The 26,290-nt window shown below is 60.7% G+C and carries 24 protein-coding genes; 10 read left to right on the forward strand and 14 right to left on the reverse strand.

Annotated features, from left to right (window positions below):
- Positions 1 to 153 precede the first annotated feature (153 nt).
- The gene (locus HDE77_RS01700; RefSeq protein ID WP_184415403.1) at positions 154 to 522 is read right to left on the reverse strand and encodes a response regulator; all 369 of its coding nucleotides are present in this window, start codon (positions 520 to 522) and stop codon (positions 154 to 156) included.
- Positions 523 to 603: 81 nt separating this feature from the next.
- Here HDE77_RS01700 and HDE77_RS01705 point away from each other — a divergent pair, with 81 nt between their 5' ends.
- Positions 604 to 1,902 carry a PAS domain-containing sensor histidine kinase gene (locus tag HDE77_RS01705; RefSeq protein WP_184415404.1) on the forward strand — a complete coding sequence of 433 codons (1,299 nt, stop codon included), beginning with the start codon at positions 604 to 606 and terminating at the stop codon, positions 1,900 to 1,902.
- Positions 1,903 to 2,082: 180 nt separating this feature from the next.
- Here HDE77_RS01705 and HDE77_RS01710 read toward each other — a convergent pair whose 3' ends face one another.
- From HDE77_RS01710 to HDE77_RS01720, 3 genes are all read right to left on the reverse strand, one after another.
- Positions 2,083 to 2,982 (reverse strand): RNA polymerase sigma-70 factor, encoded by a 900-nt coding sequence (locus HDE77_RS01710; protein WP_184415405.1) that lies wholly within the window; start codon positions 2,980 to 2,982, stop codon positions 2,083 to 2,085.
- 110 nt (positions 2,983 to 3,092) lie between these two features.
- A complete protein-coding gene (locus HDE77_RS01715) occupies positions 3,093 to 3,518 on the reverse strand; it encodes a cupin domain-containing protein (RefSeq protein WP_184415406.1) in 426 nt (141 codons plus the stop codon).
- Positions 3,519 to 3,603: 85 nt separating this feature from the next.
- Positions 3,604 to 4,083, reverse strand: coding sequence for a carboxymuconolactone decarboxylase family protein (locus HDE77_RS01720; protein ID WP_184415407.1), 480 nt, complete (start codon positions 4,081 to 4,083; stop codon positions 3,604 to 3,606).
- A gap of 271 nt (positions 4,084 to 4,354) precedes the next feature.
- Between HDE77_RS01720 and HDE77_RS01725 the strand changes: the two genes are divergently transcribed.
- Positions 4,355 to 5,395, forward strand: coding sequence for a LysR family transcriptional regulator (locus tag HDE77_RS01725; protein ID WP_184415408.1), 1,041 nt, complete (start codon positions 4,355 to 4,357; stop codon positions 5,393 to 5,395).
- A gap of 54 nt (positions 5,396 to 5,449) precedes the next feature.
- The gene (locus HDE77_RS01730) at positions 5,450 to 6,226 is read left to right on the forward strand and encodes an SDR family oxidoreductase (RefSeq protein WP_184415409.1); all 777 of its coding nucleotides are present in this window, start codon (positions 5,450 to 5,452) and stop codon (positions 6,224 to 6,226) included.
- A 7-nt stretch (positions 6,227 to 6,233) separates the two neighbouring features.
- Here HDE77_RS01730 and HDE77_RS01735 read toward each other — a convergent pair whose 3' ends face one another.
- Entirely contained in the window at positions 6,234 to 8,144 is a 1,911-nt protein-coding gene (locus tag HDE77_RS01735; protein WP_184415410.1) for an AI-2E family transporter, read from the reverse strand.
- 637 nt (positions 8,145 to 8,781) lie between these two features.
- Here HDE77_RS01735 and HDE77_RS01740 point away from each other — a divergent pair.
- Positions 8,782 to 10,242, forward strand: a complete 1,461-nt coding sequence (locus tag HDE77_RS01740; RefSeq protein ID WP_184415411.1) for a cyclic nucleotide-binding domain-containing protein — start codon at positions 8,782 to 8,784, stop codon at positions 10,240 to 10,242.
- A 107-nt stretch (positions 10,243 to 10,349) separates the two neighbouring features.
- On the opposite strand, the gene HDE77_RS01745 is transcribed toward HDE77_RS01740, so the two are convergent.
- From HDE77_RS01745 to HDE77_RS01785, 9 genes are all read right to left on the reverse strand, one after another.
- Positions 10,350 to 11,015, reverse strand: coding sequence for an SGNH/GDSL hydrolase family protein (locus tag HDE77_RS01745; protein ID WP_184415412.1), 666 nt, complete (start codon positions 11,013 to 11,015; stop codon positions 10,350 to 10,352).
- A 127-nt stretch (positions 11,016 to 11,142) separates the two neighbouring features.
- On the reverse strand, positions 11,143 to 12,087 hold the full coding sequence (folE2, locus tag HDE77_RS01750; protein ID WP_184415413.1) for a GTP cyclohydrolase FolE2: 945 nt from the start codon (positions 12,085 to 12,087) through the stop codon (positions 11,143 to 11,145).
- Between the two features lie 131 nt (positions 12,088 to 12,218).
- Complete coding sequence (locus tag HDE77_RS01755; protein ID WP_184415414.1) at positions 12,219 to 13,523, reverse strand: S8 family serine peptidase; 1,305 nt, start codon at positions 13,521 to 13,523, stop codon at positions 12,219 to 12,221.
- Positions 13,520 to 14,155 (reverse strand): zf-HC2 domain-containing protein, encoded by a 636-nt coding sequence (locus HDE77_RS01760; RefSeq protein ID WP_184415415.1) that lies wholly within the window; start codon positions 14,153 to 14,155, stop codon positions 13,520 to 13,522. The genes HDE77_RS01755 and HDE77_RS01760 overlap by 4 nt, the downstream gene beginning before the upstream one ends.
- Complete coding sequence (locus HDE77_RS01765) at positions 14,152 to 14,736, reverse strand: sigma-70 family RNA polymerase sigma factor (protein ID WP_184415416.1); 585 nt, start codon at positions 14,734 to 14,736, stop codon at positions 14,152 to 14,154. The genes HDE77_RS01760 and HDE77_RS01765 overlap by 4 nt, the downstream gene beginning before the upstream one ends.
- 77 nt (positions 14,737 to 14,813) lie before the next feature.
- The gene (locus HDE77_RS01770; protein WP_255482477.1) at positions 14,814 to 15,650 is read right to left on the reverse strand and encodes a hypothetical protein; all 837 of its coding nucleotides are present in this window, start codon (positions 15,648 to 15,650) and stop codon (positions 14,814 to 14,816) included.
- A 373-nt stretch (positions 15,651 to 16,023) separates the two neighbouring features.
- Entirely contained in the window at positions 16,024 to 16,731 is a 708-nt protein-coding gene (locus tag HDE77_RS01775; protein ID WP_184415417.1) for a c-type cytochrome, read from the reverse strand.
- 13 nt (positions 16,732 to 16,744) lie between these two features.
- On the reverse strand, positions 16,745 to 19,378 hold the full coding sequence (locus tag HDE77_RS01780) for an MtrB/PioB family outer membrane beta-barrel protein (protein ID WP_184415418.1): 2,634 nt from the start codon (positions 19,376 to 19,378) through the stop codon (positions 16,745 to 16,747).
- Positions 19,379 to 19,403: 25 nt separating this feature from the next.
- Positions 19,404 to 20,609, reverse strand: coding sequence for a DmsE family decaheme c-type cytochrome (locus tag HDE77_RS01785; RefSeq protein WP_255482478.1), 1,206 nt, complete (start codon positions 20,607 to 20,609; stop codon positions 19,404 to 19,406).
- A 337-nt stretch (positions 20,610 to 20,946) separates the two neighbouring features.
- On the opposite strand from HDE77_RS01785, the gene HDE77_RS01790 reads away from it, so the two are divergent.
- The 6 genes from HDE77_RS01790 to HDE77_RS01815 are packed head-to-tail and all read left to right on the forward strand — an operon-like array spanning position 20,947 to position 26,288.
- On the forward strand, positions 20,947 to 21,384 hold the full coding sequence (locus HDE77_RS01790; RefSeq protein ID WP_184415419.1) for an FdtA/QdtA family cupin domain-containing protein: 438 nt from the start codon (positions 20,947 to 20,949) through the stop codon (positions 21,382 to 21,384).
- On the forward strand, positions 21,369 to 22,034 hold the full coding sequence (locus tag HDE77_RS01795) for an acetyltransferase (RefSeq protein WP_184415420.1): 666 nt from the start codon (positions 21,369 to 21,371) through the stop codon (positions 22,032 to 22,034). Before HDE77_RS01790 ends, HDE77_RS01795 begins: the two co-directional genes overlap by 16 nt.
- 7 nt (positions 22,035 to 22,041) lie before the next feature.
- A complete protein-coding gene (locus HDE77_RS01800; protein ID WP_184415421.1) occupies positions 22,042 to 22,995 on the forward strand; it encodes a hypothetical protein in 954 nt (317 codons plus the stop codon).
- Positions 22,982 to 23,914 (forward strand): GNAT family N-acetyltransferase, encoded by a 933-nt coding sequence (locus HDE77_RS01805; RefSeq protein ID WP_184415422.1) that lies wholly within the window; start codon positions 22,982 to 22,984, stop codon positions 23,912 to 23,914. The genes HDE77_RS01800 and HDE77_RS01805 overlap by 14 nt, the downstream gene beginning before the upstream one ends.
- A gap of 14 nt (positions 23,915 to 23,928) precedes the next feature.
- On the forward strand, positions 23,929 to 25,041 hold the full coding sequence (locus HDE77_RS01810; protein ID WP_184415423.1) for a DegT/DnrJ/EryC1/StrS family aminotransferase: 1,113 nt from the start codon (positions 23,929 to 23,931) through the stop codon (positions 25,039 to 25,041).
- On the forward strand, positions 25,038 to 26,288 hold the full coding sequence (locus HDE77_RS01815; protein ID WP_184415424.1) for an O-antigen translocase: 1,251 nt from the start codon (positions 25,038 to 25,040) through the stop codon (positions 26,286 to 26,288). Before HDE77_RS01810 ends, HDE77_RS01815 begins: the two co-directional genes overlap by 4 nt.
- The last annotated feature ends 2 nt before the right edge of the window (positions 26,289 to 26,290 follow it).

The raw sequence follows: 26,290 nt of genomic DNA on the forward strand, positions 1-26,290 counted from the left end.
CAGCGTTCAACTCATAACCTGTAGCGCACAGAAACCTGCGTAAAAGCCGTTCTTTTGTGCCTGAAGGATCTCGAGCTCGCCCAAGTCGCATGACAATCCATGTAACGCAATGATAGAAGCTGGCCACTCGGAAGAGTCGGCGAGTTCAGCGCTCTACTGGAATGCTTCGCTCACCGCAGCCAGTAACGACTGGCGGTCATAAGGCTTCGGGAGAAATCGCAAGCCTTCGGGGAAGTCAGGAAAACTTCCTCTCGCATGGCCTGAGGCCAGGATGATTTGCAGTGCTGGAAACACGCCGTGAGAGCGTCTCGCGAGCTGTATGCCGTCAATGCCGCCGGGCATCGAGATGTCACTGAACAAAAGATCGAATGACATGTCCCGCAGCAACCTTTCAAGCGCCACCGATCCATTGGCCACGCCTTCCACGTGATGGCCTTCTGCTTCAAGGATGAGTGTGCTGATCTCCCGCACGTTAGCGTCATCCTCAGCCAGGAGGATGAACTTGGGGGACAGCAATTTCATGGAGATTCCAACAACGCCAAACGGCGACCTTGGCTTCATGGGTGTTAACGCCCCGTGACGAGACCTTCACACCATGCAGCTATGCTGCCGCAACTCGACGAGGCCTGCATGAAGAATCTTGACCACTATCGATACATCGTCGAGTCGTCGCCCGACTGCGTCCAGGAGGTGGACGTTGGTGGCAGGATAACTTCGATCAACCAAAGCGGCTGTGTGCTGTTGCAGTTGGATAGTCCCGATGAAATCATCGGACGAGTGTGGATCGCTCTCTGGCCCAAGTCGTCACATCATCGCCTCGAGCTTGCGCTGAAAGCGGCGTTCGTTGGGCAGCCCAGCCAGTTCACCGCCATGTGCCCTACATTGAAGGGCGAGGAGCGCTGGTGGTTTGTTGCCATCAGCCCCGCGCTGGATGCCGAGGGTCGTCCGGACAGTGCACTGGTTGTAAGTCGCGACGTGACTGAACGCCTGCGTGTGGACGAGGCGCTCGAAACAATCAACCAAAGCCTTCAGGCAAAACTGACCGTCGTCAATGCGGCGAGGGAACAAGGGATTCAGCGCGAGTCGATGTTGCAGCAGCGATTGGACATCGCTGCCGCCGCGCAGGCGTTGGCCGAGCAGCTCTCGCATCAGGCGCAAAAAAATGAAGCGATCGGTCAGCTTGTCGCTGGCATTGCGCACGACTTCAACAACATGCTGCAGACGATCATCGGTGGCCTGAGTGCCGTGCTTGACCAATCCGACCGCCTTGCACACGACCAGCGGCGTTTCCTCGGGTACAGCATGGAAGGCGCGCGCCATGCCGTCATTCTCGCCAAACGTCTGATGGCCTTTGTCCGTGTCCACCGATTCCAGTCCGAGGCCGTCGAACTTCAGGCGGTTGTCACGGATATCATCGATTTTGCCAGTCACAGCCTCGGGTCTGGCATACATCTGAAGCTTGAAGATACGTGCGAGCGATTCCCGACACTCGCCGACCGCCATGGTATTGAGCAGGCAGTCATGAACCTTTGCATCAATGCTCGAGATGCTTGCGGCGGCCAAGGCGACATCGTCATATCGTTTGGCCATCTCGGAGTGGATGAAGACGGGGCCAGCTCGTTACGTGAGGCGGGTGTCTACGTGACTTTGTCAGTCGCGGATCGTGGTACGGGCATGGACGCCGAGACCAGGGAGCGCTTGTTCGAGCCCTACTTCACGACGAAGACAGCGGGACAGGGCACAGGTCTTGGGTTGGCGCAAATCTATGGATTCATGCGCCAATCGGGCGGCTTTGTCGATGTGCATACCGAACTCGGGGCAGGTACCACCATGACATTGGCATTCCCGCTGAATGTCGAACGAGAGCTGCAACGAACAGCCGATGCCTGTCTTGCCTCGTAGATTTGAGCCCAGGTGCTTGCAACCAGCGTGGCCGCGCTTTCGCTTCAATGAAACGCACTCGTGTAATCCCGCAGCATTCCTGAGGCTTCGCGTGCGGAGCATTTCGCATTGATTGTGTGGCGAGGTGCAGGTGCTGGGCCGCGTCGGCACCCATCGCGCGGCAAGGGCGTCCTCGACGCGTCAGGTTGCCGGCTGGCCCCGGCGTTGTGCGATGGCCGCCACTAGCCTGGCCAGTTTTTCAGGGTTGCGCTGCACGTGGACGCGGGTGATGTGCTTGCCGTCGCTTTCGTAGGACTGGGCGGATTCCAGTTCGCCGTGAATGTAGCGCAGCACAGCGTACTGGCCGTTGATCATCACCAGCTCAACGCGCAGCGCATCCTTGTAGCGCAGGTTGGCGGCAAAGAGTAGCTGAGCGATGCGTGCCCCGCCGACCATCGGCTTGGAGAAGCTGGTGACATGACCGCCACCGTCCCCCAGTAGTACGGCAGTGTCGGCCAGCATCGACTTCATGCCGGCGAAGTCGCCGTGCGCGAGGACCTCGGCAAAGCGCCGCATCAGCTTCTGGTGGGCCTGGCCGGGCACCGCGCGCCGAGGGCGCTCCTCGCGCAGCTGCGCCTTGGCCCGGTGCACGATCTGGCGGCAGGCGGCCTCGCTCTTCCCGAGGGTCTCAGCCAGCTCGCTGTAATCCACGTCGAACACTTCGCGTAGCAAGAAGGCGGCGCGAGCCTCGGGGGTCAGGCGTTCGAGCACGGTGAGGAAGGCGACGGAAACCTCGTTGGAGAGCTCCTCGATATCCTCGGGCGTAGCGGGCCACTCGGTGAGTACGGGCTCCGGTAGCCAGATGCCCACGTACTCCTCCCGCCGCGCCTTGGCCGAACGCAGGCGATCGATCGAGATCCGGGTGGTGGTCGCCACCAGCCACGCCTCGGCGTTGTTGACACTGTCCGTGTCCGCGTCGTGCCAACGCAGCCAGACGTCCTGCACGATATCTTCGGACTCCGATACGGAGCCGAGCATGCGGTACGCGATGCCCTTCAGCCTCGGGCGCAGATCGTGGAAGGTGGCGGTGGCAGCGTCCATGAGGGAAAGACGTTTGTGCCGGCGTGGTTGTGACAGCCTACGCCGATCGATGCCGGATGGTGGCATCGAGCCTTGGCCTGGCGGCGGCACGAAGCGGTCCAGCGACAAGCTCAGTGCACCGGGATCAGTACCGGCTTGTTCTGGTCCTTCAGCAGAAACACCAGGAACTTGGCCGGCTTGGTGCGGCTGGCATTGCGGCCGACGGTGTGGACGTCGTCCGGCCCTTCGTAGAAGGTCTGTCCCGGCCCCAGTGTCACTTCCTTGCCGCCCTTGAGGGCCATCACGATGGAACCTTCAAGCACGTAGACGAAGGCATCGGCATCGTGGCGATGAACCGGATCGACCGAGCCGGGTGGATAGGTGACCAGGATCAACTTGCCTTCCTTGCCGGGATAGTCACTGAGGGCCTTGGTCATCAGCTCCGAGACCTGCGCCATCGGTGAGATCGATGCAGCAGAAGCCTGATCGGTCGGCTGCGCGACAGCCGCACCGGAGGCAAGTAGAAACAGCAGTCCAAACGTCTTGAACATGCGCATGAGTATTTCCTCGAGAATGGCCCGCGTCACCGAGGCCGGATCGTTGAAGGTGCAACCAGCGCGGCGCCGCCGCGCCGGTCGGGATTCAGGCCAGCCCTGCCTTGTCGAGTCCATACGCCTTGTCGAGCACGCCGGGGACACTCCTGAAGCCGACATTGATACGGTTCCAGGCGTTGATCGCCGCCACGACATAGCTGAGGTCGGTGATTTCCTTCTCCGAAAACTCCTTGCGCACCTGCTGGTAGACCTCGTCGGAAACGCCCTGCGGCGACAACTGGGTCAGCGCCTCGGTCCAGGCCAGGGCGGCGCGCTCGCGGGGGGAGAACAGCGTGGAATCGTGCCAGGCCGACAAGTGATACACGCGCAGCGGACGCTCGCCGCTGATCGTGGCCTGCTTGATGTGCATGTCCAGGCAGAAGGTGCACCCGTTGATCTGCGACGCGCGGATCTCGACGAGGTTGCAGATCGATTCCTCGATGCTGCCGCGCTTTGCCGCCATGTTGAACGCGCCGAGCTTGTTGAAGAGCTCGGGTGCTTGCTGCTGATAGTCGACTCGTTGAGTCATGGGGGAATCCTCCGCAGGCGTATGGCCATGCCTCAGATCGGCTGAGGTACCCGCTCGCGCTCGATGGCGTGACAGGGCCCACCATAGGTTCGAGGTGACGCGTCCGGTAGACGCGCCAACGGGCTCACTGTGTTGCCCTTCGCGCACCAGTGCGCCGACCATGTCACGGGCGCCGTTACCGAAACGTCTATCAGATATGGGCCGGCCGACGCCGGCGTTTGCATCGCTTCGCCACGCCACGCGAAGCCGCTATTTTTCTGGTGCCTGACAGATGACCATCGATCGCCTTGAGCAACCCCATTGTGAGAACAGCGACGCTCTCGCTGCGAGCTTTTCCGCAAGTTACGCTGGCGTGGTGGCGTTTATCGCGGTGGCAACCGAAGGCAGTTTCGCTCGCGCAGGGGATCGCCTCGGCATCGGCCGCTCGGCAGTCAGCCGCAGCGTGCAGAAGCTCGAGGCACAGCTGGGTACGCGGCTATTCCTGCGCACCACCCGAAGCACCACGCTGACTCGCGAGGGCGAACTGTTTTACCGAAACTGCCATCCGGGCGTGGAGAGGATCGTCCACGCCATGGAGGACATGCGCGATCTGCGCGAAGGACCGCCGCGCGGGCAGCTGCGGATCAGCGCGGCGGTAGGGTTCGGGCGTCGCATCGTGGCGCCGCTGCTCAATGGCTTTCGCGCTCGCTATCCGGATATCGCCGTCGACCTGCTGCTTGACGATCGCACTGCGGACTTCACCGCGGATCGGATCGACGTGGCCTTTCGCGACGAGCACCTGGACGACAGTCGGTTGATTGCCAAGCAGCTGATTCCGATGCCGATGCTGGTTTGCGCCTCGCCAGCGTATCGGCGCATCCATGGGCTGCCGCGGCAGCTGGAAGAGCTGGCCGGGCACAGCTGCATCAATTTCCGCACGGCATCGGGCAGGATCTTCGAATGGGAGTTCAAGGTCGGCGGCCGGACTCAGAAATTCCTGCCGGCGTCCACCTGGTCGTTCAACGACAACGAGCTGGTGCTGCAGGCCGTGCTGGATGGCCAGGGCATCGCTCAGATGGCGGGCTATCAGGTCTGCGAGCATCTGCGCGCCGGCCGGTTGGTGGCGTGCCTGGCGCCATACGCGCCCGACGATCGCGGGCACTACGTTTGCTATCTGAGTCGACTGCAGCTGCCCGCGCGGGTCCGTGTGTTCATCGACTACATGAGTAGTGCCGTGCGCGCCCTGGACCTGCGGTGCGCAACTGGGCTGATCCCAATGCCAACGGCGATTCCGCGCGAGACGCGGGAACCATTTGCGGCGGGTATCGCCTGACCCGGCATGAATTCACTACGCGCCTCTGGCGCCAATCCAAAGCGGAGGTCTCTCATGAAAATCGTTGTCATCGGTGGTACCGGACTCATCGGCAGCAAAGTCGTCGAACGCCTGCGCAAACGCGGCCACGAGGTGGTTCCAGCGGCACCGTCCTCAGGCGTAAACGCCCTCACCGGCGAAGGCCTGGACGAAGCGATGGAGGGCGCGGACGTGCTGGTGGACGTGTCCAATTCTCCTTCGTTCGAGGATCAGGCCGCGCTGGACTTCTTCGATACGTCGGGACGCAACCTGGCCGCCGCGGAGAAGAAGGCAGGCGTGAAGCATCATGTGGCCCTGTCGGTGGTGGGCACGGGTCGTCCCGCATTTGCGGCGAGCGGATACATCCGCGCCAAGATGGCCCAGGAAAAGCTGATACGCGCCGCTGGCGTCCCGTACACCATCGTGCATTCCACGCAGTTCTTCGAGTTCCTCAATGGCATCGCCGGCGACAGCGGGCAGGGGAAGATGATCCACCTTTCGACCGGGCTGATGCAGCCGATCGCCTCGGACGACGTCGCCGATGCGCTCACCGACTATGCGCTCGGCGCGGCGGTCAACGGCACGGTGGAAATTGCCGGCCCCGAGAAGGCCCCATTGGCGGAACTGGTCCAGCGCTTTCTCACCGCCATAGGGGATCCGCGCAAGGTCGTCGCGGATCCGAAGGCGCCTTACTTCGGTGCCGTGCTGGAGCGGGACACTTTGCTGCCGGGCGACGGCGCGCGGCTGGGCGTGCAGAACTTCCAGGCCTGGTTCGGTCGCTCGACGTTCGCCAGTCGCGGAGCGGCGGCGTAAAGCTCGATTACTGGCTGGCGCGGGGAAACCGGGCAATGGCGTGTTGCGCAGCTTCTTCGAACGAGTTCACCAACTGATTGACGTCGGCGCTGACCGCGACGGGCTCCGATGCTTTAAGCAGTTCCGGGAGAAGTACGGCGATGATGCACACCTCGGGAAGCCGGCGGCGCATCTCCATCGCCATGGAATCGCAACGGTCCCGACGGTCTCTGGCCGGAGCGACACTGACGATGTAGACCATTGAAACGCTGTTCGGCGTGGCTTCTGGCGGAGGCTCGGCCTGAAAGGCGTCGATGTCTTCGAGTGTCACGTGGCGCCCATCGATATTCAGGTCGCGCAGGATGCGGACAAAAATCTCGGTGACCAGGTCATCACCGGTAGCGCCCAGACCCACGCACAGCACGATGGACCCCGGGGCTACCGCAAGCGGCCCCTGCCAGCGGCCGCTTGTGTCCATGCGTTGTTGGCGAAGTAGGTAACCGAGGCTGGAATTGTCGAGGACAGAAACGCGACGATTCCAGCCGGATCGTTTGCGCGTCTCGCTGCCAAGCGCATCGATGACCCTCACGATCGCGCTGCGGACCTTCACTTGCTGGCTTGGGCTGATGGCGCCCTGGTTCAGATCGATGCGGGCGAGCTGAACGGCGGGTAGCAGCACAGCATCGCAATAGGCGGCGAACGATTTGCGTTTCAGGAAAATGCGCGCCTCGGCGATGATCTCGTCGGAATCGCCCGAGAGCACGCGCTGGTAAAACCGCTGCGGCATCGTCAATGCCGGCGTATCGCCCAGCAGGATCTCCAACAGGTTCAGTGCCCTGACATGGCGACCGGCGACCACCAGGCACAGGGTCAGTGGTGTCGATACGATCAACCCGACCGGCCCCCACAACCAGCTCCAGAAGATCGCGGCGACCACCACCGCCAGCGGTGACAACCCCGTGGTGTGTCCATATAACTGTGGCTCCACCAGTTGCGAGGCGATGGTCTCGACCACGACATACAGGCTCAGGGTCATAAGCGTCAGCGACCAGCTCGGGCCGACCGCCGCGGCGAGGATGGTGGCAAGAACTGCTGCGATCCAGACGCCGACGTAGGGCACAAACCGCAGAACGGCTGTGATGGCGGCCCATAGTGGTGCGTTGGGGAGGCCAATGATCGCCAACCCCACCCAGATCACCACCCCCACGCCAAAGTTGACCGCGAACTGCGAGACGAAGAATCGGGACAGGCGCTCGCCGGCGTCATTGATCGCTGCCGTCGTTGCGCGCAGATCCGTGCCACCGGCGAGGCGGATGAAGCGATCCCGCAAGGCCTCGTGCTCAAACAGGACAAACAGCAAGACGACCAGCACGATGCCAGCGGTCTCCAGTGGCACCCAGATCGATGTGAAGATCCGCGCGATCACCGCTATCGGACCCGCGGGTGGTGCATGCACCTCGACCGGAATGATGCCGGTCGGAGAAGCCAGCGGCCGTTGAGCATCGGCAGGTGCCGCGGGCAGGTCATTGCTCCGATCGCTGAACTGGCTGATGACCTTGCCGGCTTCACCCTGCATCAATTCCAGGCGCCCGATGGTCATGCTGTGGAGCGTCTTGGCTTTGGCGTTGATCGTTGCCTCGTATTGCGGAAGGCTCCTGGCCAGGTGCACGACCTGCGAGCCGATCACGGTCGTCAGTCCCACCAGGAACACGGCGAGCGCAAGCACGGCGATCAGCACGGACGGCGTATGGCCCAACCCGATGCGGCGCAACCCGCGAATCAATGGGGCCACCAGCAGGCTCAGGATGAGTGCGAGGGTGATCGGGACCAGCACTTCTCTCCCGAAGTACAGCAACGCGAGCACAGTGGCACTGGCAACAATCGTGATCCCACGATCTCTGGCCGAGGTGATCGGCAGGGGATCAGAATCGGAAGCCATGCGGTAACTCCTCACCCTGAGTGGTTTGCATTGACGCGATCTTTAACCGAACGAATGCTAGAAGCACGATACCCCTTTAGCCCCCTCTCGACCGCCCTATCTTCGACCTTCAAAGCCGCCCCCTTGAAATTGCACTCACTCAAACTTGCCGTCCATGAAATTCGGCCACTCGGCGGGGACTTCTTCCTGGAGTTCGCCATGCCAATGGTATGGACAAAATCCATGTCATGCCATCGCAGATGTTAGTGCTACCAAGGGTCGAGGAAAGTTCCAAAAAGCGGGTGGTTTGGTGTCTAATCCCTTTTGTGCCGAGCATTTTCGTCCAAGACCACTCGGGTGTTCTTACCTATTGTTCAGGGAGTCGCCAAAGGCTTCTACGAGTTGAAATAGGAACGTTGTCCAGGCCAGTTGCTCCAACCCCGTTGGGGTCGCTCCGCTGTCTGCGGAAGTTTGACCGTTAATGGCGCCTGAGTTTCGGGCAGTGTGAGGGGCCCATGTCACTTTCCTGTAATTTCACGAGTGGCTTGAGGCCAGCGAGCTGGGAGTCTTCCAAAAACGTGGACGGTTCCGAACTCAGTCGGTATGACCGTAGGTGACGCCGTAGATCCATATCCACAGCAAGAGGTGGACAAAGCAGATGCTCCCGGAACTCACGCAGATTCTGGTGTTGGTGTGCTTGATCGTGGGAGCGATCGTTATTCGTAGGGGCGGCATGTGGCAGCGCTGCCTTTTTGATGCGATAGCATTTCTCGTTGTGTCCGGCCTGCTTTTTGAGGGAGCAATAAGCCCACTCTCGCGTCCTGCCGGTATCACGCCACAAGCCGTAGATCTGCTTGCCATTCTATTGACGGCCTGGTGGATACTTTGTGCCCGCCTGATTGTCTACTTGCCGCGGCTGTTGTCGTGGCGGCATCGTTCGTCGCGTCAGTCAAAGTTGTTTTCCGATCTTTCGGCGGCAGCCATCTTTCTTGTCACAGGCTTCATCGTACTCAATTCAGTTTTTGACGTTCCTGTCAAAGGCTTGCTCGCGACCTCCGGGGTGCTTGCGATCGTTCTCGGCCTGGCACTCCAGAACACGCTTTCGGACGTGTTTTCGGGCATCGCTGTCGACATAGAGTCGCCCTTTGGCCTTGGTGATGATATCGAGCTGGATGGAAAAACCTCAGGCCAGGTCATCGAAGTGAATTGGAGATCCATCCATATCCAGACGGATACCGGGGACATCGCGATCGTTCCCAATACCCTTGTTGCCAAGTCTCAAATGGTCAATCGAAGTCGTCCTACTCCTCGTCGATCGGGTTCTGTCTCCGTGACATGCGCCAATGCGATAGCGCCCGAACAAATACTCGAGTTGCTGCGTCAAGCAGCACTGCTATGCCCCTTGGTACTTCAAGATCCCAAGGCATCGATCGGCATAGCTCACATCGGCGCAAAAAGAATGACATACACCCTCTCTTTCTTTGTCTCCACGCCGAGTCAGATCGGTGCGGCGAAGAGTCAACTGTTTGAGAATATCCACAGGCAACTGCAGTTCTCAAATTTGCTGACCCCGCCGCAACGATCGCCTGATCAAGTCAACGACGGTCCCGAGAAGAGCTTTGTCACTCCTGATCAGATGTTGTTGGCGACACCTCTATTCGCTTGCTTGAGCGGCGATCTGATTCGCAGCCTGGCAAAGTCAGTTGTAGCCAGGCATCTCGAGCCCGGCCAAATCCTTTTCAAGCAGGGGGACAGCGATGCCAGCTTGTTCATGATCGCCTTCGGGCTTCTTGAAGTAAGTACTGAGCATGCGCAAGGCGAGGCGCTCTCCCTTGGATACCTCGGGGCAGGTGAATCCCTCGGCGAGGTTGCCTTGGTTACGGGTGAGGCGTATTCGGTGACGGCCACGGCGAGGGCGCATTGCCTGGTTTACGCCCTGTCATCTGAGGCACTCATTCCTTTGATCAAGGGCGATGAGAACCTCGCCGGCAATTTTGAGAAAGCGGTGCAAGCAAGCCAAAATCTTATCCAGCGAAAGATTGCAACATATGCGGCGTCGATGCATGAATCGAATGAACCGCTAATCCAGCGCATACGTCACTTTTTACGCATTCGTTGATTGCGGCCCTTACGCTCGCGCACATGTCATGCAAGTTCTGAATAACGCTTTCGGTCGAGCTTCCGACGTATGGAAAGTGAATGCGCTATCGAAACAAGAGGAGCAACTCAGCGCGGCACCGCATCCACCCAGGGCTTGATGACACTGATCCATAGCAGATAACCCTTGCGGTTCATGTGCAGGCCGTCATCCCCGAACAGGTCGGGCTGTGGACCGCCGTTTTTTCCGAGCATCGGGGTAAATACGTCCAGATATGTCACGCCATGTTGTGTCGCGGCATACGCACGGACCAACGCATTGGCTTGATGGATCTTCGGCAGGAGTACCGCACGCGCCACACTCGGCTTGATCGCGATGAAGGCGATCGGTACGTCAGGATTGACGGCGCGAGCCTTGCGCACGAATGCGGCGAAATCGTCGCGCACCTGTTCAGGGCTACCGCCATCCTGCAGGTCGTTGTCACCTGCGTACATGACGATGGCCCGCGCGTGGTACGGCGCGACGATGCTATTGGCAAAAAAAGTGGAATCGTTGATCTCGGAACCGCCGAAACCGCGATTGATGACACTCAGTTCCGGGAAATCCGCGGCCAGCGATTTCCAGTGCTGGATTGACGAACTTCCGATGAACAAGATCGAACCCGGTGGAGGAAGGTGCTGCTGATCGGCTGCCACGAATGCGGCGATTTCCGGATTCCACTGCGAGTGGTTGTTTTCTCTCGCATGTGCCAGCAACGGCAGCAGGGCAAGCAAAAGCAGGATCCATCGCTTCATCGTTCCACCTCGGGTTCGGTTGAGCCCCGAGGTTACCGCGGACACGCAGATTGCGAAACCGATATCACCATCGCGATATATCTGGAACGATCGACGTCGACCGTGCCGATGCTTCGATACCAATCGATCAACCGGCAATACTGGCCGCGCCCGTATGCTTGCTCACATGGGCAACGGCGTCATGCGGGTGCAGGCTTTCCTGATGTTCAAGGCGAACCTGAAAATCTGCAATGCTGTCATCGGCATCGAGCGCGCGTTGGATTCGGCGCGCGGCGTCTTCGCAGAACATCAGGTTGCTGCCATTGGCCAGTGCAAATGCCTGCTCGTCAATACGCTTCACGGCAGTTTGCACCGGCGTGCCCAGCGACGACTCGACGCGATCAAGCAAGGCAATCAGGTTCAGCGGCGCACCGTCGACGTAACGTACCCGCAGTCGCGCGATACTGCGCTGTGCATGTGGCGTGGCGACGATACCTTTCTCGCTGCCTAGCCACGTCAGCACGGCAGCATGATCCAGCGGCTTGGTTGCCTCGAAATCCTTGCTGAATTGTTCCTGGATAAGCTGACGCGACAATGCCGCCGAAGCAGGGCAGGTGGAGGAGTACACCACGTCCGTACCCAGATCCAGGCGGAAGCCATTGGCACACAGACTGGCCTCGATCGAGACCGGGTAGGCACGCCAACCACTGTGTTCACTGCGAAGTGCGGGGCGACGTATGAGCTGATCGAAGCGAATGCTGATGCGTGCGCGATCGGCCAGGTCCTTGTGCGATTCCAGGACGGCGCGCAACAAGTACCCAAGCATCGACGCACTGATTGTCCTTGCACTCAGATACTCGTCCATCAGCAGATACAGGCGCGACATGTGGATGCCACGCCGATCCTGATGAGCAAGATTGACGAAGGCGCCGACTTTGGCGCTGGAGCGCTGGACGTCGCCATCGCCAGCGTCAAACCGGACGGACATTTCAATGCCATCCATACCTACCCAGTCCAACGCAGCACCCAGATACGGATGTGCCTGGATAGCTACATCGGGCATCAGGCCCATGGTGTCATCGATGCGTTTCACTATGTAGTCCCGATTTAATAGGCTGGCATGTAGGGCAGCGTTCTCGGACGCGCCTGCAGAAGGTATGGCTGGAGAGGGGGTTTTCGCTTCTGCAGCACTACGAGGCATCAACATAGAGCGCGTCATTCAATTCAGGGGGTGGCTCTGTGTGTGCTGCGCAGTGCCGACACTGCCGATGCTGCGTTTACTTGAAGCATTCCGTTGGAGACTCTGCTGCTGCGTAGCAAGAGATCATGGATGGTGCGTACATCCAGCGTTGGTGCGAGCGACACCAATAAAGCAACAATGCCGCTCACATGCGCGGCAGCCATCGACGATCCGGAAGTGAAGTCATATCCACCACCGGGCTGGGTGGTCAGGATGTCATTGCCTGGCGCGCTCAGAACACCGGGTGGTGCTGCCGAAGTTTCACTGACGCGAACGACAATGACTCCGGGTGCATTGTCGGGGAATCCGTCGACGGCGCCATCCGGCGGCATGGCTGTGATCACGATGCGGCCTTCGCTCGTCAGCTTGGCAAGTAGCATATTGAGTAACGGATCTGCCGGGCCGCCCAGGCTCATGTTGATAATGCGGGCATCCGAGTCAATGATTCCCGCCAGAGCCTTGGCTAGTGAGAAGGTATTGCAGCGTGCGCCGGCATTGGGAGTCGGCGGGTACCAGCAGGCCTTGTAAACGCTGAGCAGGGACTTCGGAGCTATCCCCACGATCCCTTGATGATTGTCGGCATTGGCAGCGATGATACCTGCGACTTCGGTACCATGACGATCGCGGTTGAAGGTCGAGTCGCTGTCATCAACCATGTTGTGAATGTCGCGAATGCGCCCTTGAAGATCCAGGTGAGCCATGTCGACGCCCGTATCAACGACCGCTATCTGAACCCCGCTTCCTTGACTGAGGTTCTGTGCGAGGGCGGCATCCGTTTCCACGAAGCCGCGTTGGAGACTCACATAGGGATCGTTGTAGTGACGCGTCTGCGGGGACCCGTCTGCGTATACGGAATAACTCTGCAGCGGTTGTGCAAGTTGTACTCGTTTGTCATTGCCGAGTGCTTTGAGCAAGGCTTCCCGTGTCATGCCGGGAGGTGGCGCCAGCACGACGCAGTACAAGCCGAGGGCCTTGATGGGCCACCCGGTAACCTCATGCAATCCGTAACTCTGCGTCAACGAAGCCAGAGTGGAAACCGCACGCTGGCCCGCACCGTAGTGCCCGGACGGGACATAACCCAACAAGCTGGTGCCGGCATGCGTCCCGGGTGACTCAAGCGGGTTGGCCACCGCCAGCACAATGTCACGCTCGCTATCCATGGAGGACACGTTGGCGCTCGATGTGAGGTTGTTATTGGCCTGATTATCCGAGGGCGTCTTTGGATGCGAGGACGCGCACGCGCTCAAAACCGCCACGGTTGCGACAAGAATGAGGAAGCCAACTTTCATGGTGTGGCGGTGATGGGCTCCGCCAGGCGGATGCCTCGTGTGGCGCGCAGTTGTTGCAAGGCATGTGGCGTCGTTGAAGCAGGGCCCGCGGGTGCGACGGTATAGGCACCCACATCATTGGGGCCGCCCACCACCTGCAACCGAAGGGTGTGCAGCAATGCGTTCCAGTCGGCCATCGTCATGGCTGTATCAGGCACGACACGGATCGCGCCTGGAGCTGAAGGTGCAGCCTCCTGACTGAGTGTGCGATACGTCGGGGTGCCACTGGACGACCACAACTTCACACCCAACGCACCGATACTGAGAGCCTGGATCAGCACGACGGCAACCAGCGCCCGGTTCAGCCAGTTTCCCGATCGTGAACGACGAGGCGCTTCCTGGATATCAGGCGCGTCCAGGCGATTCAACAAACGCTTCAATCCCGTATTCGCATCGATTGAAACATCCGTGGGCAACGACATGGCAAGCTGCAAACGACGTTGCTGTGCAAACTCCGTACGACACGATTCGCAGTGCGCCAGATGACCTTCCAGCCATTCGCTCTCTTCTTGCGTGGCACTGTTCTGCAGTACCCACGGCATCGCCTCCCAGGCCCGGACGCAGTCTCTGCCGGAACTCTTTGGGAACGTCATGGTGCGTTCTCCTTTTGCTTGGGCGAATCTCCAGCCAACGCCGGAAGTACGTTGCGAAGTTTGACTCGTGCGTGGAACAGGCGTGCCTTCACGGTGCCTACGGGGCACTGCATGATGACGGCAACATCGTCCAGGGTGTGACCCACGCCGTAGACCAACTCGATCACGACGCGTTGATCGGCGGACAGGTGATCGAGACCCTTGCTCAACCAGTCGCGCAACTCACGATCCTCATCCATGTCATCGTCGGGGGTGAGCTGTTCCAAAAGATCGGTATTTTCGACCGGCTCGTCACCGTGTTGCCGTAGTGCCTTCAGTCCGCATCGATAGGCAATCCCCATGAGCCACGTGGAAACACGGGAGTCTCCATGGAAGTTGCCTGCTTTCTGCCAGGCGATCCAGAAACAGTCGTTGATGACTTCATCGATGATGTCGGGGCGCCGCGTCAATCGGGACAGGAAGCGGGCCAGCCTGCCGTGGTAACCACGGTAGAGCACGTTCAGAGCGGCGCGATCACCCGTCGACATGCGCTGGAGCAGCATGCGGTCGGTAACGTCAGCATCGATATCGTCTTGGTTCATAGCTTCGGCACAGGCCATCGGATTACGGCTGGTTCGCTACGTAAGTACCGGATCGACCCAAAAAGGTTGCCCCTGAATCAAAAGGACCGTGAAATCGTCGCGACCCAGGGCGAGGCGTTCATGGCGGCCCATTGCCGCTGCGTTGCGGGGTCGGCCATGATGCGATCGAGTTCGACCTGCCAGGGACCATTGCTCCACAATAGCCCTGCATGGCCATAGCCGTGAAGGCCCGAGTGGTCGGAGTCGCGATAGCTCGAGTAACCGTTGCGGTACCGGGTATAGGGTGCAGGGATGGGTTGGGACACACCGACCCCGGCGGAAAGCGAGAAATGCCACGCCAATGGCCAATGGAAACTGAGATCGGTGGCGCCACTCAGCTGGTGCTCCCTGGCGCCCAGGGAGTCGATGGCCGACAGACCAACGGTCAACACATCCCGATAGGTCCAGTGGATCCCCGCTTCGGCTCGATCAGAGGCTCTTGAGCCGTTTTCGCCTGGATATCGGTAGTAAAGCACGCTCGCTTGCATCTGCCAGTCGCTGGAAAGCGACCAGTCGCGGGATGCCTGAACGAGGGCTTCTACAAGGCGGCCCGGTGAGCGTAGCTCGGTGCTCCCCGACAGACCCAGCGACCAGCCCGTCGCCGAAGTCAAGGAGACCGCTCCCTGCAAGATGGGTGTATTGCCGGTAATCGCCTGACCCCGGTCAAACAGCCCCGAGCTAAGTGCTGCGGCTCCGTTGAAGGTTGTCGATTGGGCATGAATAGGGGTGGAAAGACATGCCGCAACGGCCACTGACATGATGCCAAGGTGGACGCGGGTGACAGTAACCCCCGGAATGCCGCGGTCAGAATGATGCAGCCGGGCACGGTGACGACGCGGCCTGACTTTGAACCGGGGAGGGTGATGCTCCACCATGGCGCTTACCTGTTTATGACGCGCGAAACCGCGCCGTGGGAGCAGGCAGAGTCACGTGAAGTGAGCTTGCCCTGGATTTCAATTCGTTGACCGTGGTCACGAGGTTACTAGCCACGCTCAATGGATCCGGCAGCGCGATTCGAGCCGATACGGGCACGACGCAGTTCTAGCTGGAGTGTACCCGGGGTAGGCTGCACAGGGGCGGCCAGAGGGCGCTTCATTCTGGGCGCATTGCAGGGTTAGAAAACTGCCCGCGCAACGGTTCCACGGGCATGGGCGACGCTTGCCTCAGCGCGGCGTGGGACTGCATTCCTGATCCTTGCGGGGTTGCTGAAGCGGCCGCTGCTGGCCCGCTCTTGGAGTTGTTGTCTGCTCACTGAGTCGCGATGTAGGCCGACAGCGCCTGGATGTCCGCATCGCTTAGCGTCTTCGCTACGCCGTGCATGATCAGTGCGTTGCTGGTGCCGCTACGTGCGCCGCTGCTGAAATCGCCCAGCGCCTTGGTCACGTAGATCGCGGATTGGCCGTGCAGTCGCGGGAAAGTCGACCAGGGTGGCTGTGGCGCGTCGCTGGGGTACACCCGCGGTCCTTCTCCCGTCGGGCCATGGCAACCTTGGCAGGGTGGCACGCCCTGGGCTGGGTCGCCGCCAAGAAAGAGCTCTCCGCCGCGGGAGGTGGCATCGGCCAGTCCGGCGGGTTTGGCCGGGAGCGAGGCGTAATAGGTGGCCAGGTTGCGCATGTCTGCGTCGCTCAGCGCGGCGGCCTGTCCACTCATGATCGGGTCCTTGCGCTGGCCGTTCTTGAGCGTCTTCAATTGCACATAGAGATAGGTCGCCGACTGCCCGGCCAGGTTCGGAAAGTTTGGCGCGATGGCCACGCCGTGTGGCCCGTGGCAGGCCGCGCAGACAACGGATTTGGCCTGGCCGGCAGGAGCATCACCGGTGATCGGCTGTTGCTGGCGCAGGTCGGTCCATGCTGCCGGCCTAGGCGCCGAAGCGCCCTCAGCGGCGGCGGCGGGAAACATCGGCAGCCACAGCATGGCGGCTGTCAGCAGATGAAGAGAACGGTGCAGGGAAGACATCGCGGTATTCCCCTCAGAGTTTCACGGTCATGAAGACACCCACCAACAAGACATGCCAGTTCGGCATCGGCCCCAACTCGGTGTAGACGCGGTTACCGACGACCAGATCGGCAGGTATGTCGAAGCCGGCGTAGTTCCAGTCGGCGTAGTTGCCCATCTCGTATTTGCCATACAGGCGCAAGTCCACTCTCTGAGTCAGCGTCAGATTCAGATTCCCGGTGAGCGTCTGCATGCGATAGACGTTGGTAGGGAAACTGTTGCCGATATCCGCTGCGGTCAGGATCGGCAGATACACCGAGGAAATCGCCCCCAGGCTGGCGTAGTTGTAGCTGTTGAGCCCACGCGAATAGGTGTAGTCGTAGCTGAGATCGAACTTCACGCGCGGCGAGAAGACGTGATTGAAATGCGCGCCGGCATCGATGTCGCGCTCGTTGTCCGTCGCCGTCCAGAAATTGGCAAACGGGAAAAACGGACCGCCGAATTGCGCATCGGTCTGTTCCGGCGAGGAAAAGGTCAGCGCCTCGTTGTCATTGACGTTGCCCTGCTTGAGCCGGGTCGATTCGATGCCCGCATGCGCGCTCATCGAGGTTGTTGCCGTCGGCTCCCAGTCCCAGGAGAAGTCGGCGCCGGTGGTGTCGTAGGACTGCCTCCCGATATCCGCCCCGTAGTGAAGGCGGTTGCCGTACAGCGTCGCGGTGAAGGTGGCCGTGGTTCCCAGCGGCTGGGTCAGGATCGCCTTGAGCTTGCTCGCGTCGAGGTTGCTCATGTCGTACATGTACATCTGCGCGACGGTGAACGCGGTATAGCCATTCACAGGCAGCACGTACCCCGGCTGGGAGGGCGAATACGCGTCGAGGTACGGATTGGAGTTGTAGGGGCCGCCTGTGCGCTTCTGATATTCATAGCTGAAACGCAAGGTGGCGTCGCCGAACGACTTGGTATCCCAGCCCAGCTTGAGGTGCTGGTCGTTGATATAGGTGCGTTCGCGCGGGCGCGGCGTCTCATAGTCGAGCAGGTAGCTCGCGCTCAGCGTGTTGTTCTGGTTGATCCGGTAGCTGCCACCCAGCTCGGTCTTGCGGTCGTCGTAGATGAAGGGAATGCTGGCGATCTGCGCGAAGTTCGACTGGTAGAGGGGACTGCCGGGCTGGAACAGTTCGCTCTCTCCCCCGGTTGCAAGCGGCTCTGCGCCGTTCTCGGGAACATAGCCGTACTGCCCGGTCAACGGGTTGTACGCGGTGTAGCGCGTCATATTGTCTTCATCGCGCTGGCGAAAGTTGAAGTGCCAGCTGAACTTCGCGGTGGGACGAAAATCCAGGCGCAGGTTGAGCAGACCGGTATCGATGCGCGCATCGCCATCCTGCTGTGATAGCGCGGCCGTGGTGTTCCAGTTCGCGCAGGAGATGCCGGTCGTGCCGATGAACTGTCCGGTCGGGCAATACATTGGACTGAGCGGCGCCTGCAACGCATCGTTTTGCCGCATGGTGCTGTAGGCCGCCGAGATGGAAAACTGGCCGTGCCAGAACGGCAGCGGATGCGAGGCCTCGAGTTTCACGTTGTAGTAGTTGTTGTCCGGCTCCAGCGACCAGGTGCCGCCGGTGATCACCGAGTTGGAGCCCGGTGTCACGGCAAACGGTATGGCGTAGTCCAGCGTGCTCTTGTTGTCGCGGAAGAACGAGCCGGTCATGGTGAAGTTGAACAGCCAGCCCGAGGCGCCGCCCTTGTTGCGCAGGCCAAGGTTGACGTCGGTAGTGGTGAAATCGACCGGCCGCACGGTGTCGTACTGGCCGCCGGAGGTGCCCGGAATGCTCGGCGTGCCCAAGCCTCCGGGCCCCGGAGTTGTGAAGAAATAGCTCAGATATTCCGGGCCGCCCCAATCGCGGTCACCCGTTTTGTGCTCGTTGGTAACGCCGGCGTAGCCGATCCAGTTTGTGGTCAGCGCGCTTTCCCAGCTGACACCCTCGCTCTGGCGCGTTACCCCCAAAGTCTGGCGTGGCCGGTTCGCCTCTACGGCCTGCACCTGGGCCGGTGTAGCGCCGGTGGCGAGACCATTGGGAAGGGTCAGATCAGTGGAACCCACACCATTCCACAGCGGATAAGCCGTCGTACTCAGGGTGTGCGGGATGTCCCGATAAAACGCCTCGATATGGTAGTCGCCGTAGCTGCCGGCGCGCAGGCGGTAGTACTGGTCCTGGCTGCTGATCCGGCTGCCGCGAAAGTCGACGTACTGGCCGGTCTTCTGGTTCAGCGCAGAGAACGCAAGCATGCTCAACACGGGGCCGTTCTTCCAGTCCGAATACATCTGGAAGAATTCGTCGTTGCGGTCGCCGCTGGCATGCATGTAGCCGAATTCGACCAGTCCAGAATAGACCCAGTCTCCCGTGCCCAGCGGGGCCGCGTCAGGTATCTGGTGGGGATAGGGATAGAGCGCACCGGTCGGTGTCCGCATCTGGTTGGGATGCAGGTAGGACATGCCGGCTGGATCCGGAGTGGCGAACGCTCCCCAGCCGGTGGGATCGAGGCTGTTGCCGAACTGCATGTTGCCGACGCGTTGACTGTCGCTGGCATCGGTCTGCGCCAGCAGCGGCAACGGGCCGACCAGGCCAAGTGTCAGGCCCAGCAGCGCAGTTAGAGGTTTACGCTTCAGCATCTCTCCGCCCCTCGCCGATGGCGGGTCACTGGTGGAACATCGCGCCGTTGGGGTTGTTCGAGCCGTGGATGTTGCTGTGGCAGGTCAGGCAGCTGCGACCCATCACGCGCTCGTCCGGCGCCAGTCCGTTGCGCAGGTTCTGACGCGTCAGCAGATCGTTGGGGTGGTTGTTGTTCGTGTGGCACTGCTGACACAGCATCGGCATCGGCAGCACCAGCAGGTTTTCCTGGTTCGAGCCGTGCGGGGTGTGGCAGTTGAGGCAGTTCTCAGCCACCGGTGCGTGTTCGAACAGGAACGGACCGCGCTTCTCGGCATGACAGGTTTGGCAGGTCTCGTTGACGCTGTCGGTCTTCAGCAGCGGCTTGGTGATGCTGCCGTGCGGGTTGTGGCAGTCAACGCAGGAGATTTGTCCTTCCGGCAGCGGCATGTGCGAACGGCGGTTGAACTGGGCGCGGATATCCTGGTGGCAAGTCGCGCACACCTGGTTGATCGATTCGTTCGCCAGAACGCCTTCGGCCGACAAGCGAGCCATCGGGTTGTGGCAGTCGGTGCACAACACCCCGCGCTCCTGGTGCACCGAGCCGAGCCAGTGCTGCCGCGCGCCGCCGACGTGGCAGCTCAGACAGACGTGCGTCTGGGTTTCGGCGGGGGTCTTGGAATCATGAGTGAAGGCGATGATCAGGCCCGGGGCCGCGGCGTTCTTCGCGTGCTCCGAGCCGGGGCCATGACAGGTCTCGCAAGAGCCTTGCGGTCCAGCGCTTGCACTACCACTAGCGCGGAACGAGGCCACGTGCAGGCTGTGCGAAGCCTGGGTGTCTTCCAGCGTGTGGCAGGCGACGCAGCTCTTCGCGCCGATCGGATCTGCGTTCGGCGCCAGTGGGTTCTGCGGAATCGACGCCCCGTCGAACGGCGTGGCGTGGCCTTCGTCGAACGCGCTCGTGCGCATGTCGCTGTGCACCGATGTCCCGGCATCCATGTCGGTGGGTGGCAGCATACGTGCGATGTCACTTTCGGTCAGGGGAGCGGACGGTTGATGAGTGGGAGGCTGGCCGGCGTTCGCGCTGTCGCTTTGCTGTGCATGCACGCTTGACGACCACAGCAACACGCCACCAAGAGTGGTCATCACCGCGAGCAGCACCATCAGCGACAGGGCAATCACACCCGTCGCTCGACGAGCTCTATTCCTGTCCAGGATACGTTTGCGCGTTGCCGCCATCCAGCCGATCCCCATGCATCCTCCATGGCTTGCTTTCGTACCTACGTAGCGAGGCTCGCGCGCTTGATGCTGTGGAGCCCAGTCCATCTGGGTGCCAGTTAGGTCATGAAAGGTTGCATCCCAAGTGGATCGGGTTCGGCTACCTGCTTGCCGATGCTCACGCGTTTCGAAGGCGCAGACCGAGAAGTCATGGACGCGACTATCGCGCCCAACTTCGGCGAAAGCGGGCTGCCTCTCATCCGAGGCGCAGTCGGCGCTTCTGCCGTTGCAGAATCCGGCGCAACCTTTCCATGCCGACCTGGCACTCAAACACGTGGGGCGCATTCCAAGAATCTACGGCCAGGCCTAAAACATGGAAATCGAACGAGTCCAGCTGCAGAGGCATGGTGACAACCGCGGCATGCTCATCGCATTGGAAGAGAATCGCAACGTACCCTTCGTCATCCGGCGCGTGTATTACATATTCGCCACGCAGAATGACGTGCATCGGGGTAAGCACGCACACCGTCATCTCCATCAACTGGCGGTAGCGGTGCGGGGCTCCGTCACCTTTTTGCTGGATGACGGCAGCGGAGCTGCCGAGGTCGTGCTCAACGATCCGTCGCAAGGACTGATGCTCGGTCGCATGGTGTGGCGCGAGCTATACGATTTCAGCGACGATTGCGTGCTGATGGTGCTGGCAGACCAGCTGTACGATCAGAGCGATTACATCACCGACTACGCCGATTTCCTGCGCGAGGTCAGCGGCTCCATGCGGCTGGAGGACATGGCAGCATGTCAAAGCGGCTAGTCCTGATCGGAGCGGGCGAGTTCGCGCAGATCGCCTGCGAATACTTCGAACACGATAGCGATTATGACGTGGTGGCTTTCAGTGTCGAGCGCGAATATCTCGCGCAGCCGACGCTGGCGGATCGTCCCGTGGTGGCCTACGAGACGTTGGAGACACATTACCCGCCGGCCGATGTCGACGTGTTTGTGGCTATCCCGTCCAGTCAGCTCAATCGCCTGCGCACGCGCTTTTACCTGGATATGAAGCGCAGGGGCTACCGGCTCGCCACCTATGTCAGCACGCGCGCTTTCGTGTGGCGCAATGCCGAGCTGGGCGAAAACTGCTTCATTTTCGAAGGCAACGTTATCCAGCCGTTCGTGCGCATCGGCAACAACTGCGTTCTCTGGAGCGGCAATCACGTAGGGCATCGCACGGTCGTGCACGACAACGTGTTTGTCGCCTCGCACGCGGTCATCTCCGGCTATTGCGAAATCGGCGAGAACAGCTTCATCGGTGTGAACTCCACGTTCAACGATCACGTGAAGGTGGCGCCTGACAATGTCATCGGCTCCGGCGCGCTGGTCACGCGTGACACCGAGCCGGGGCGAGTCTACGTCGGTTCGCCGGCCCACGCAGTGCCGAACAGATCCAGCCTCGAAGTGAGGCTTTGAAGGGCGCATGTTCGAATGGACCAAGCAAGGGCTGGTATTCGAAACCGCGCGACATGGCGTGGGCGGCTGGATGCGTCATTCGGCGCTTACGCCGACTCCGTATCGCATCGACGATGAGCTCATCCGTGTCTATGCGGGTTTTCGCGATGCCGATGGTGTCAGCCGCATCGGCTACGTCGACGTGCGGGCGGACAACCCTGAGGCTATCGTGCGCGTCAGCGCCGAACCGGTGCTCGATATCGGACGGGGCGGCTGCTTCGACGACAATGGCGTGATCCTGGGCGATATCGTCGATGCGCCGGGCGGCCTGCATTTGTTCTATGTCGGTTTCCAGCGTGTGGCCAAGGCCAAGTTCCTGGCGTTTACCGGTCTGGCTGTTTCCACCGATGGCGGCGATCATTTCCGGCGCGTGCAGGAAACGCCGATCCTGGATCGCGCGCCCGGTCGCAGCACCATCGGTGCGGTGCATTCGGTCATCTACGAAAACGGCCGCTGGCGCATCTGGTATGCCGTTGGCGACGATTGGGAAACCATCGGTGACCAACCTTTTCCGCGTTACCACATCCGCTATGTGGAGACGGGCGATCTGAGTGACATACCGCGCAACGACCATGTCTGCCTGCTACCCCGCGGCAGCGAGTATCGAATCGGCCGGCCGCGCGTGTATCGGTTCGGCGGCAAGTACGTCATGTACTTCACTCGAGGAAATGTCACCGGCGAATACTTTCCCGGCGTGGCGTATAGCGACGACGGTATCCGATGGGAGCGCCACGACGAGGCGCTGGGTATGACGCTGTCCGCCAGTGGCTGGGATTCGCGGGTCATCTGTTATCCCGCGCTGATCCGCCGACGCGACAAGCTGCTGATGTTCTACAACGGCAACGACATGGGGCACGATGGATTCGGCGTGGCCGAGGTCGGCTTCGATGGCTTCGACGGTGATACGAATGTTCACGGTTAGGCCCTACGCCGAGGCCGACGCAAACGACTGGGATGCACTGGTCGAGTGCTCCCGCAACGGCAACCTGCTGCATCGACGTGGCTACATGGATTACCACGCGAGCCGCTTCGTCGACCGGTCGCTGATGGTCGAGCGCAAAGGCGAGGTCGTGGCGGTCTTCCCCGCGAATATTCGCGAGAACCTGGTGATCAGCCACGGCGGCCTTACCTATGCCGGACTGATAATGGCGCAAGCCTTGCGCGCCGAAGCGACGCTTGCGGTGTTTGAGCAGATTGGCAGCCACTATCGCGCGCTCGGCGTGGAACGCGTCATCTACAAAGCGGTGCCGCATGTGTTTCATGCCTATCCCGCCGAAGAGGATCTGTTTGCCTTGCATCGGCTTGGCGCGCAACTGAAGCGTCGCGATCTTTCCTCGGTCATCGCCTTGCAGGAAACATTTCATTTCACGCAGGGGCGCAGGCATTCCATCGACAAGGCCGGGAGGGCCGGCATCCAATGGCAGGCCGGCGCCGATCCGGCGGCTTTTCACGGATTGCTGTCGGAGGTGCTGGGCAAGCACGACGCCGTGCCGACCCACAGCCTGGCGGAGTTGCGCCTGCTGCAAACGCGATTTCCACAGCAGATCGTGCTGCACGAAGCCCACCGCGAGGATGTCTTGCTGGCCGGTGTGCTTGTCTACGATTTCGGCAAGGTCGTGCACACCCAATACATGGCCGCATCGGAGGAGGGGCGGCGGTTGGATGCGCTTAGTTTTCTGTTGGCGGAACTGATCGGCGGCATCTATGCGGACCGGACTTATTTCAGTTTCGGCATCTCGACCGAACAGGAGGGGCGAGTACTCAACAGCGGCCTGATCGCACAAAAGGAATATTTCGGCGCCCGTGCCGTTGTGCACGATTTCTACGAATGGCCGCTTTGATGGAGATCGCACTGATGGACGTCCCTTTCCTCAGCCTCAAGGAGGTCAATGCGCGGTATGCCGACGAGCTGAAGGCGGCTGCCGCGCGGGTGATCGACTCAGGCTGGTATGTGCTCGGCGATGAAGTCGCGGCTTTCGAGCGTGAGTTCGCCGGATATTGTGGCCTACGTCATGCGGTGGGCGTGGGTAATGGGCTGGACGCACTCTCGCTGATCCTGCGCGCTTACAAGGAACTCGGCGCCATTGAAGAAGGTGACGAGGTCATCGTGCCGGGCAACACCTTCATTGCTAGCTTTCTAGCGATCTCCGAAAACCGTCTCGTGCCGGTCCCGGTGGAACCCGATCCGGTCACTTTCAACATGGATCCGGCTGGCGTGGAGGCGGCTATCGGACCACGAACGCGTGCGATCATGGCGGTACACCTTTACGGTCAGCTGGCCGATATGCCCGCATTGACTGCGCTGGCCCGGCGGCACAACCTGCTCCTGATCGAAGACGCGGCGCAGGCGCATGGAGCGATGAGCGACGGACGCAAGGCCGGTGCCTTCGGAGATGCGGCGGCCTTCAGTTTTTTCCCCGCCAAGAATCTTGGGGCGCTGGGCGACGGCGGTGCCGTGGTGACCGACGACACCATGCTGGCGGAACGGATCGCGGCCTTGCGCAACTACGGTTCCGACGTGAAGTACCGTCACTTGTTCCAGGGCCTCAATTCGCGACTCGACGAGATGCAGGCTGCCATGTTGCGAGTGAAGCTGAAGTATCTCGATGAGGACATCGCATGGCGCCGTCGCGTGGCGCGGCGCTATCGTAATGGCATCCGTCATCCGCACATCCAGTTACCGGATCTGGCGCGCGAGGAACAGCACGTCTGGCATCTGTTCGTGGTTCGCTGCACTCGCCGCGACGCCTTGCAACAGCATTTGCAGGCGCATGGTATTCAGAGCCAGGTGCACTACCCGGTGCCGCCGCACCGGCAACCGGCCTATGCCAGCCTGCGGGACGCCCACTTGCCGCTGACGGAACAATTGCACGATGAAGTGCTGAGCCTTCCGATGGGGCCGACGCTGTACGACGCCGCGGTCGAGCGAGTGATCGAAGTCTGCCAGGCGTTTGAGTGCCCCGCATGAGCATCGTTCGCACCAGTTTCTATACCACCATCGCCACAGCTGCGCGGTTGCTCGCGGGTCTGGTCGTGATCAAGCTGGTGGCATGGTTTGCCGGGCCCACGGGTGTAGGCAAACTGGGCCAGTTCATGAGCCTCATGTCGTTGCTGGCCGTGCTTGCCGGTGGCGGCATCAGCGCAGGCGTTGTGAAGTACGTCGCCGAATACCGGCACGACGCGCAAAAATTGTCGCGTCTGCTTGCCGCGGCACTCTGGTATGCGCTCTGTGCATCGTGCCTGATGGGCGCAGTCGCGCTGTTGTTCAGTCGGCCAATTGCGCTCTGGCTTCTGGGTGACCCGGGTTATGAAAGCCTGATTCGTGTACTCGCCGTCGCTCAACTCGGCATTGCTCTGGTCAACTATATCCTCGCCGTGATCAACGGCTTCATGGACGTGCGTCGGCTTGCCTTCATCCAGGTGCTGGGATCGGCTTTCAGCATTGTGCTGGTGCTCTGGCTTTCGCGCTGGCTGCATCTGTACGGAGCGCTGCTGGCTTTGGTCCTGGGCCAGGTGCTGTGCCTTTTTGTCGGTGTGCCGGTTTGGTGGCGTAGCCCATACTTCCAGCGCAGCATGCTGAGGATGCATTTCGACCGCGAAATGACCTTGCGTCTCACGGCTTTTTCGGTGATGACACTCAGCTCCGCCTTGCTGCCCCCCTTGATCAATATCGCAGTGCGCGATCATCTCGCGCTGCAGTTTGGCTGGGAAAAGGTCGGTTATTGGCAGGCCGTGAGCAAGGTATCGGATGCCTATCTGCTGTTTCTCACCACAGCGATAAACATCTACTATTTGCCCAAGCTGGCGTCGACGCATCAGCGCGCATCCCTGGTGCTCGAACTGCGCAATGCCTATCGCTACCTTATGCCCGCGGTCGTTGCACTGGCGGCCGTGGTCTATGTCTTGAGAGGCTGGGTGACGCGCCTGCTGTTCAGTGCGGATTTCGCATCCGCCAATGCATTGTACGGACCGCAGTTGGCAGGCGATGTCATCAAGATCGCGTCCTTCGTTCTGTCCTACGTCATGTTGGCCAAGGCCATGACGCGGCTGTTCGTGATATCCGAGTGCGTGTTTGCGGCCAGCTATCTGGTGCTGGTCTATGTGCTTACAGCGCACTTCGGCCTGGTCGGCGCGATGTACGCATTCACCATCAACTATCTCATCTACCTCGCATTCAATGTGCTGGTCGTGCGACGTTACCTGGAAGGGTTATGACG

The sequence above is a fragment of the Rhodanobacter sp. MP7CTX1 genome, assembly GCF_014205795.1.
GTDB lineage: Bacteria > Pseudomonadota > Gammaproteobacteria > Xanthomonadales > Rhodanobacteraceae > Rhodanobacter.

Bases quoted from the DNA above. Each gene is read 5' to 3' on its own strand.
- HDE77_RS01700 (WP_184415403.1), bottom strand. From the start codon at position 522: ATGAAATTGCTGTCCCCCAAGTTCATCCTCCTGGCTGAGGATGACGCT.
- HDE77_RS01705 (WP_184415404.1), top strand. From the start codon at position 604: ATGCTGCCGCAACTCGACGAGGCCTGCATGAAGAATCTTGACCACTAT.
- HDE77_RS01710 (WP_184415405.1), bottom strand. From the start codon at position 2,982: ATGGACGCTGCCACCGCCACCTTCCACGATCTGCGCCCGAGGCTGAAG.
- HDE77_RS01715 (WP_184415406.1), bottom strand. From the start codon at position 3,518: ATGCGCATGTTCAAGACGTTTGGACTGCTGTTTCTACTTGCCTCCGGT.
- HDE77_RS01720 (WP_184415407.1), bottom strand. From the start codon at position 4,083: ATGACTCAACGAGTCGACTATCAGCAGCAAGCACCCGAGCTCTTCAAC.
- HDE77_RS01725 (WP_184415408.1), top strand. From the start codon at position 4,355: ATGACCATCGATCGCCTTGAGCAACCCCATTGTGAGAACAGCGACGCT.
- HDE77_RS01730 (WP_184415409.1), top strand. From the start codon at position 5,450: ATGAAAATCGTTGTCATCGGTGGTACCGGACTCATCGGCAGCAAAGTC.
- HDE77_RS01735 (WP_184415410.1), bottom strand. From the start codon at position 8,144: ATGGCTTCCGATTCTGATCCCCTGCCGATCACCTCGGCCAGAGATCGT.
- HDE77_RS01740 (WP_184415411.1), top strand. From the start codon at position 8,782: ATGCTCCCGGAACTCACGCAGATTCTGGTGTTGGTGTGCTTGATCGTG.
- HDE77_RS01745 (WP_184415412.1), bottom strand. From the start codon at position 11,015: ATGAAGCGATGGATCCTGCTTTTGCTTGCCCTGCTGCCGTTGCTGGCA.
- HDE77_RS01755 (WP_184415414.1), bottom strand. From the start codon at position 13,523: ATGAAAGTTGGCTTCCTCATTCTTGTCGCAACCGTGGCGGTTTTGAGC.
- HDE77_RS01760 (WP_184415415.1), bottom strand. From the start codon at position 14,155: ATGACGTTCCCAAAGAGTTCCGGCAGAGACTGCGTCCGGGCCTGGGAG.
- HDE77_RS01765 (WP_184415416.1), bottom strand. From the start codon at position 14,736: ATGAACCAAGACGATATCGATGCTGACGTTACCGACCGCATGCTGCTC.
- HDE77_RS01770 (WP_255482477.1), bottom strand. From the start codon at position 15,650: ATGGTGGAGCATCACCCTCCCCGGTTCAAAGTCAGGCCGCGTCGTCAC.
- HDE77_RS01775 (WP_184415417.1), bottom strand. From the start codon at position 16,731: ATGTCTTCCCTGCACCGTTCTCTTCATCTGCTGACAGCCGCCATGCTG.
- HDE77_RS01780 (WP_184415418.1), bottom strand. From the start codon at position 19,378: ATGCTGAAGCGTAAACCTCTAACTGCGCTGCTGGGCCTGACACTTGGC.
- HDE77_RS01785 (WP_255482478.1), bottom strand. From the start codon at position 20,609: ATGGGGATCGGCTGGATGGCGGCAACGCGCAAACGTATCCTGGACAGG.
- HDE77_RS01790 (WP_184415419.1), top strand. From the start codon at position 20,947: ATGGAAATCGAACGAGTCCAGCTGCAGAGGCATGGTGACAACCGCGGC.
- HDE77_RS01795 (WP_184415420.1), top strand. From the start codon at position 21,369: ATGTCAAAGCGGCTAGTCCTGATCGGAGCGGGCGAGTTCGCGCAGATC.
- HDE77_RS01800 (WP_184415421.1), top strand. From the start codon at position 22,042: ATGTTCGAATGGACCAAGCAAGGGCTGGTATTCGAAACCGCGCGACAT.
- HDE77_RS01805 (WP_184415422.1), top strand. From the start codon at position 22,982: ATGTTCACGGTTAGGCCCTACGCCGAGGCCGACGCAAACGACTGGGAT.
- HDE77_RS01810 (WP_184415423.1), top strand. From the start codon at position 23,929: ATGGACGTCCCTTTCCTCAGCCTCAAGGAGGTCAATGCGCGGTATGCC.
- HDE77_RS01815 (WP_184415424.1), top strand. From the start codon at position 25,038: ATGAGCATCGTTCGCACCAGTTTCTATACCACCATCGCCACAGCTGCG.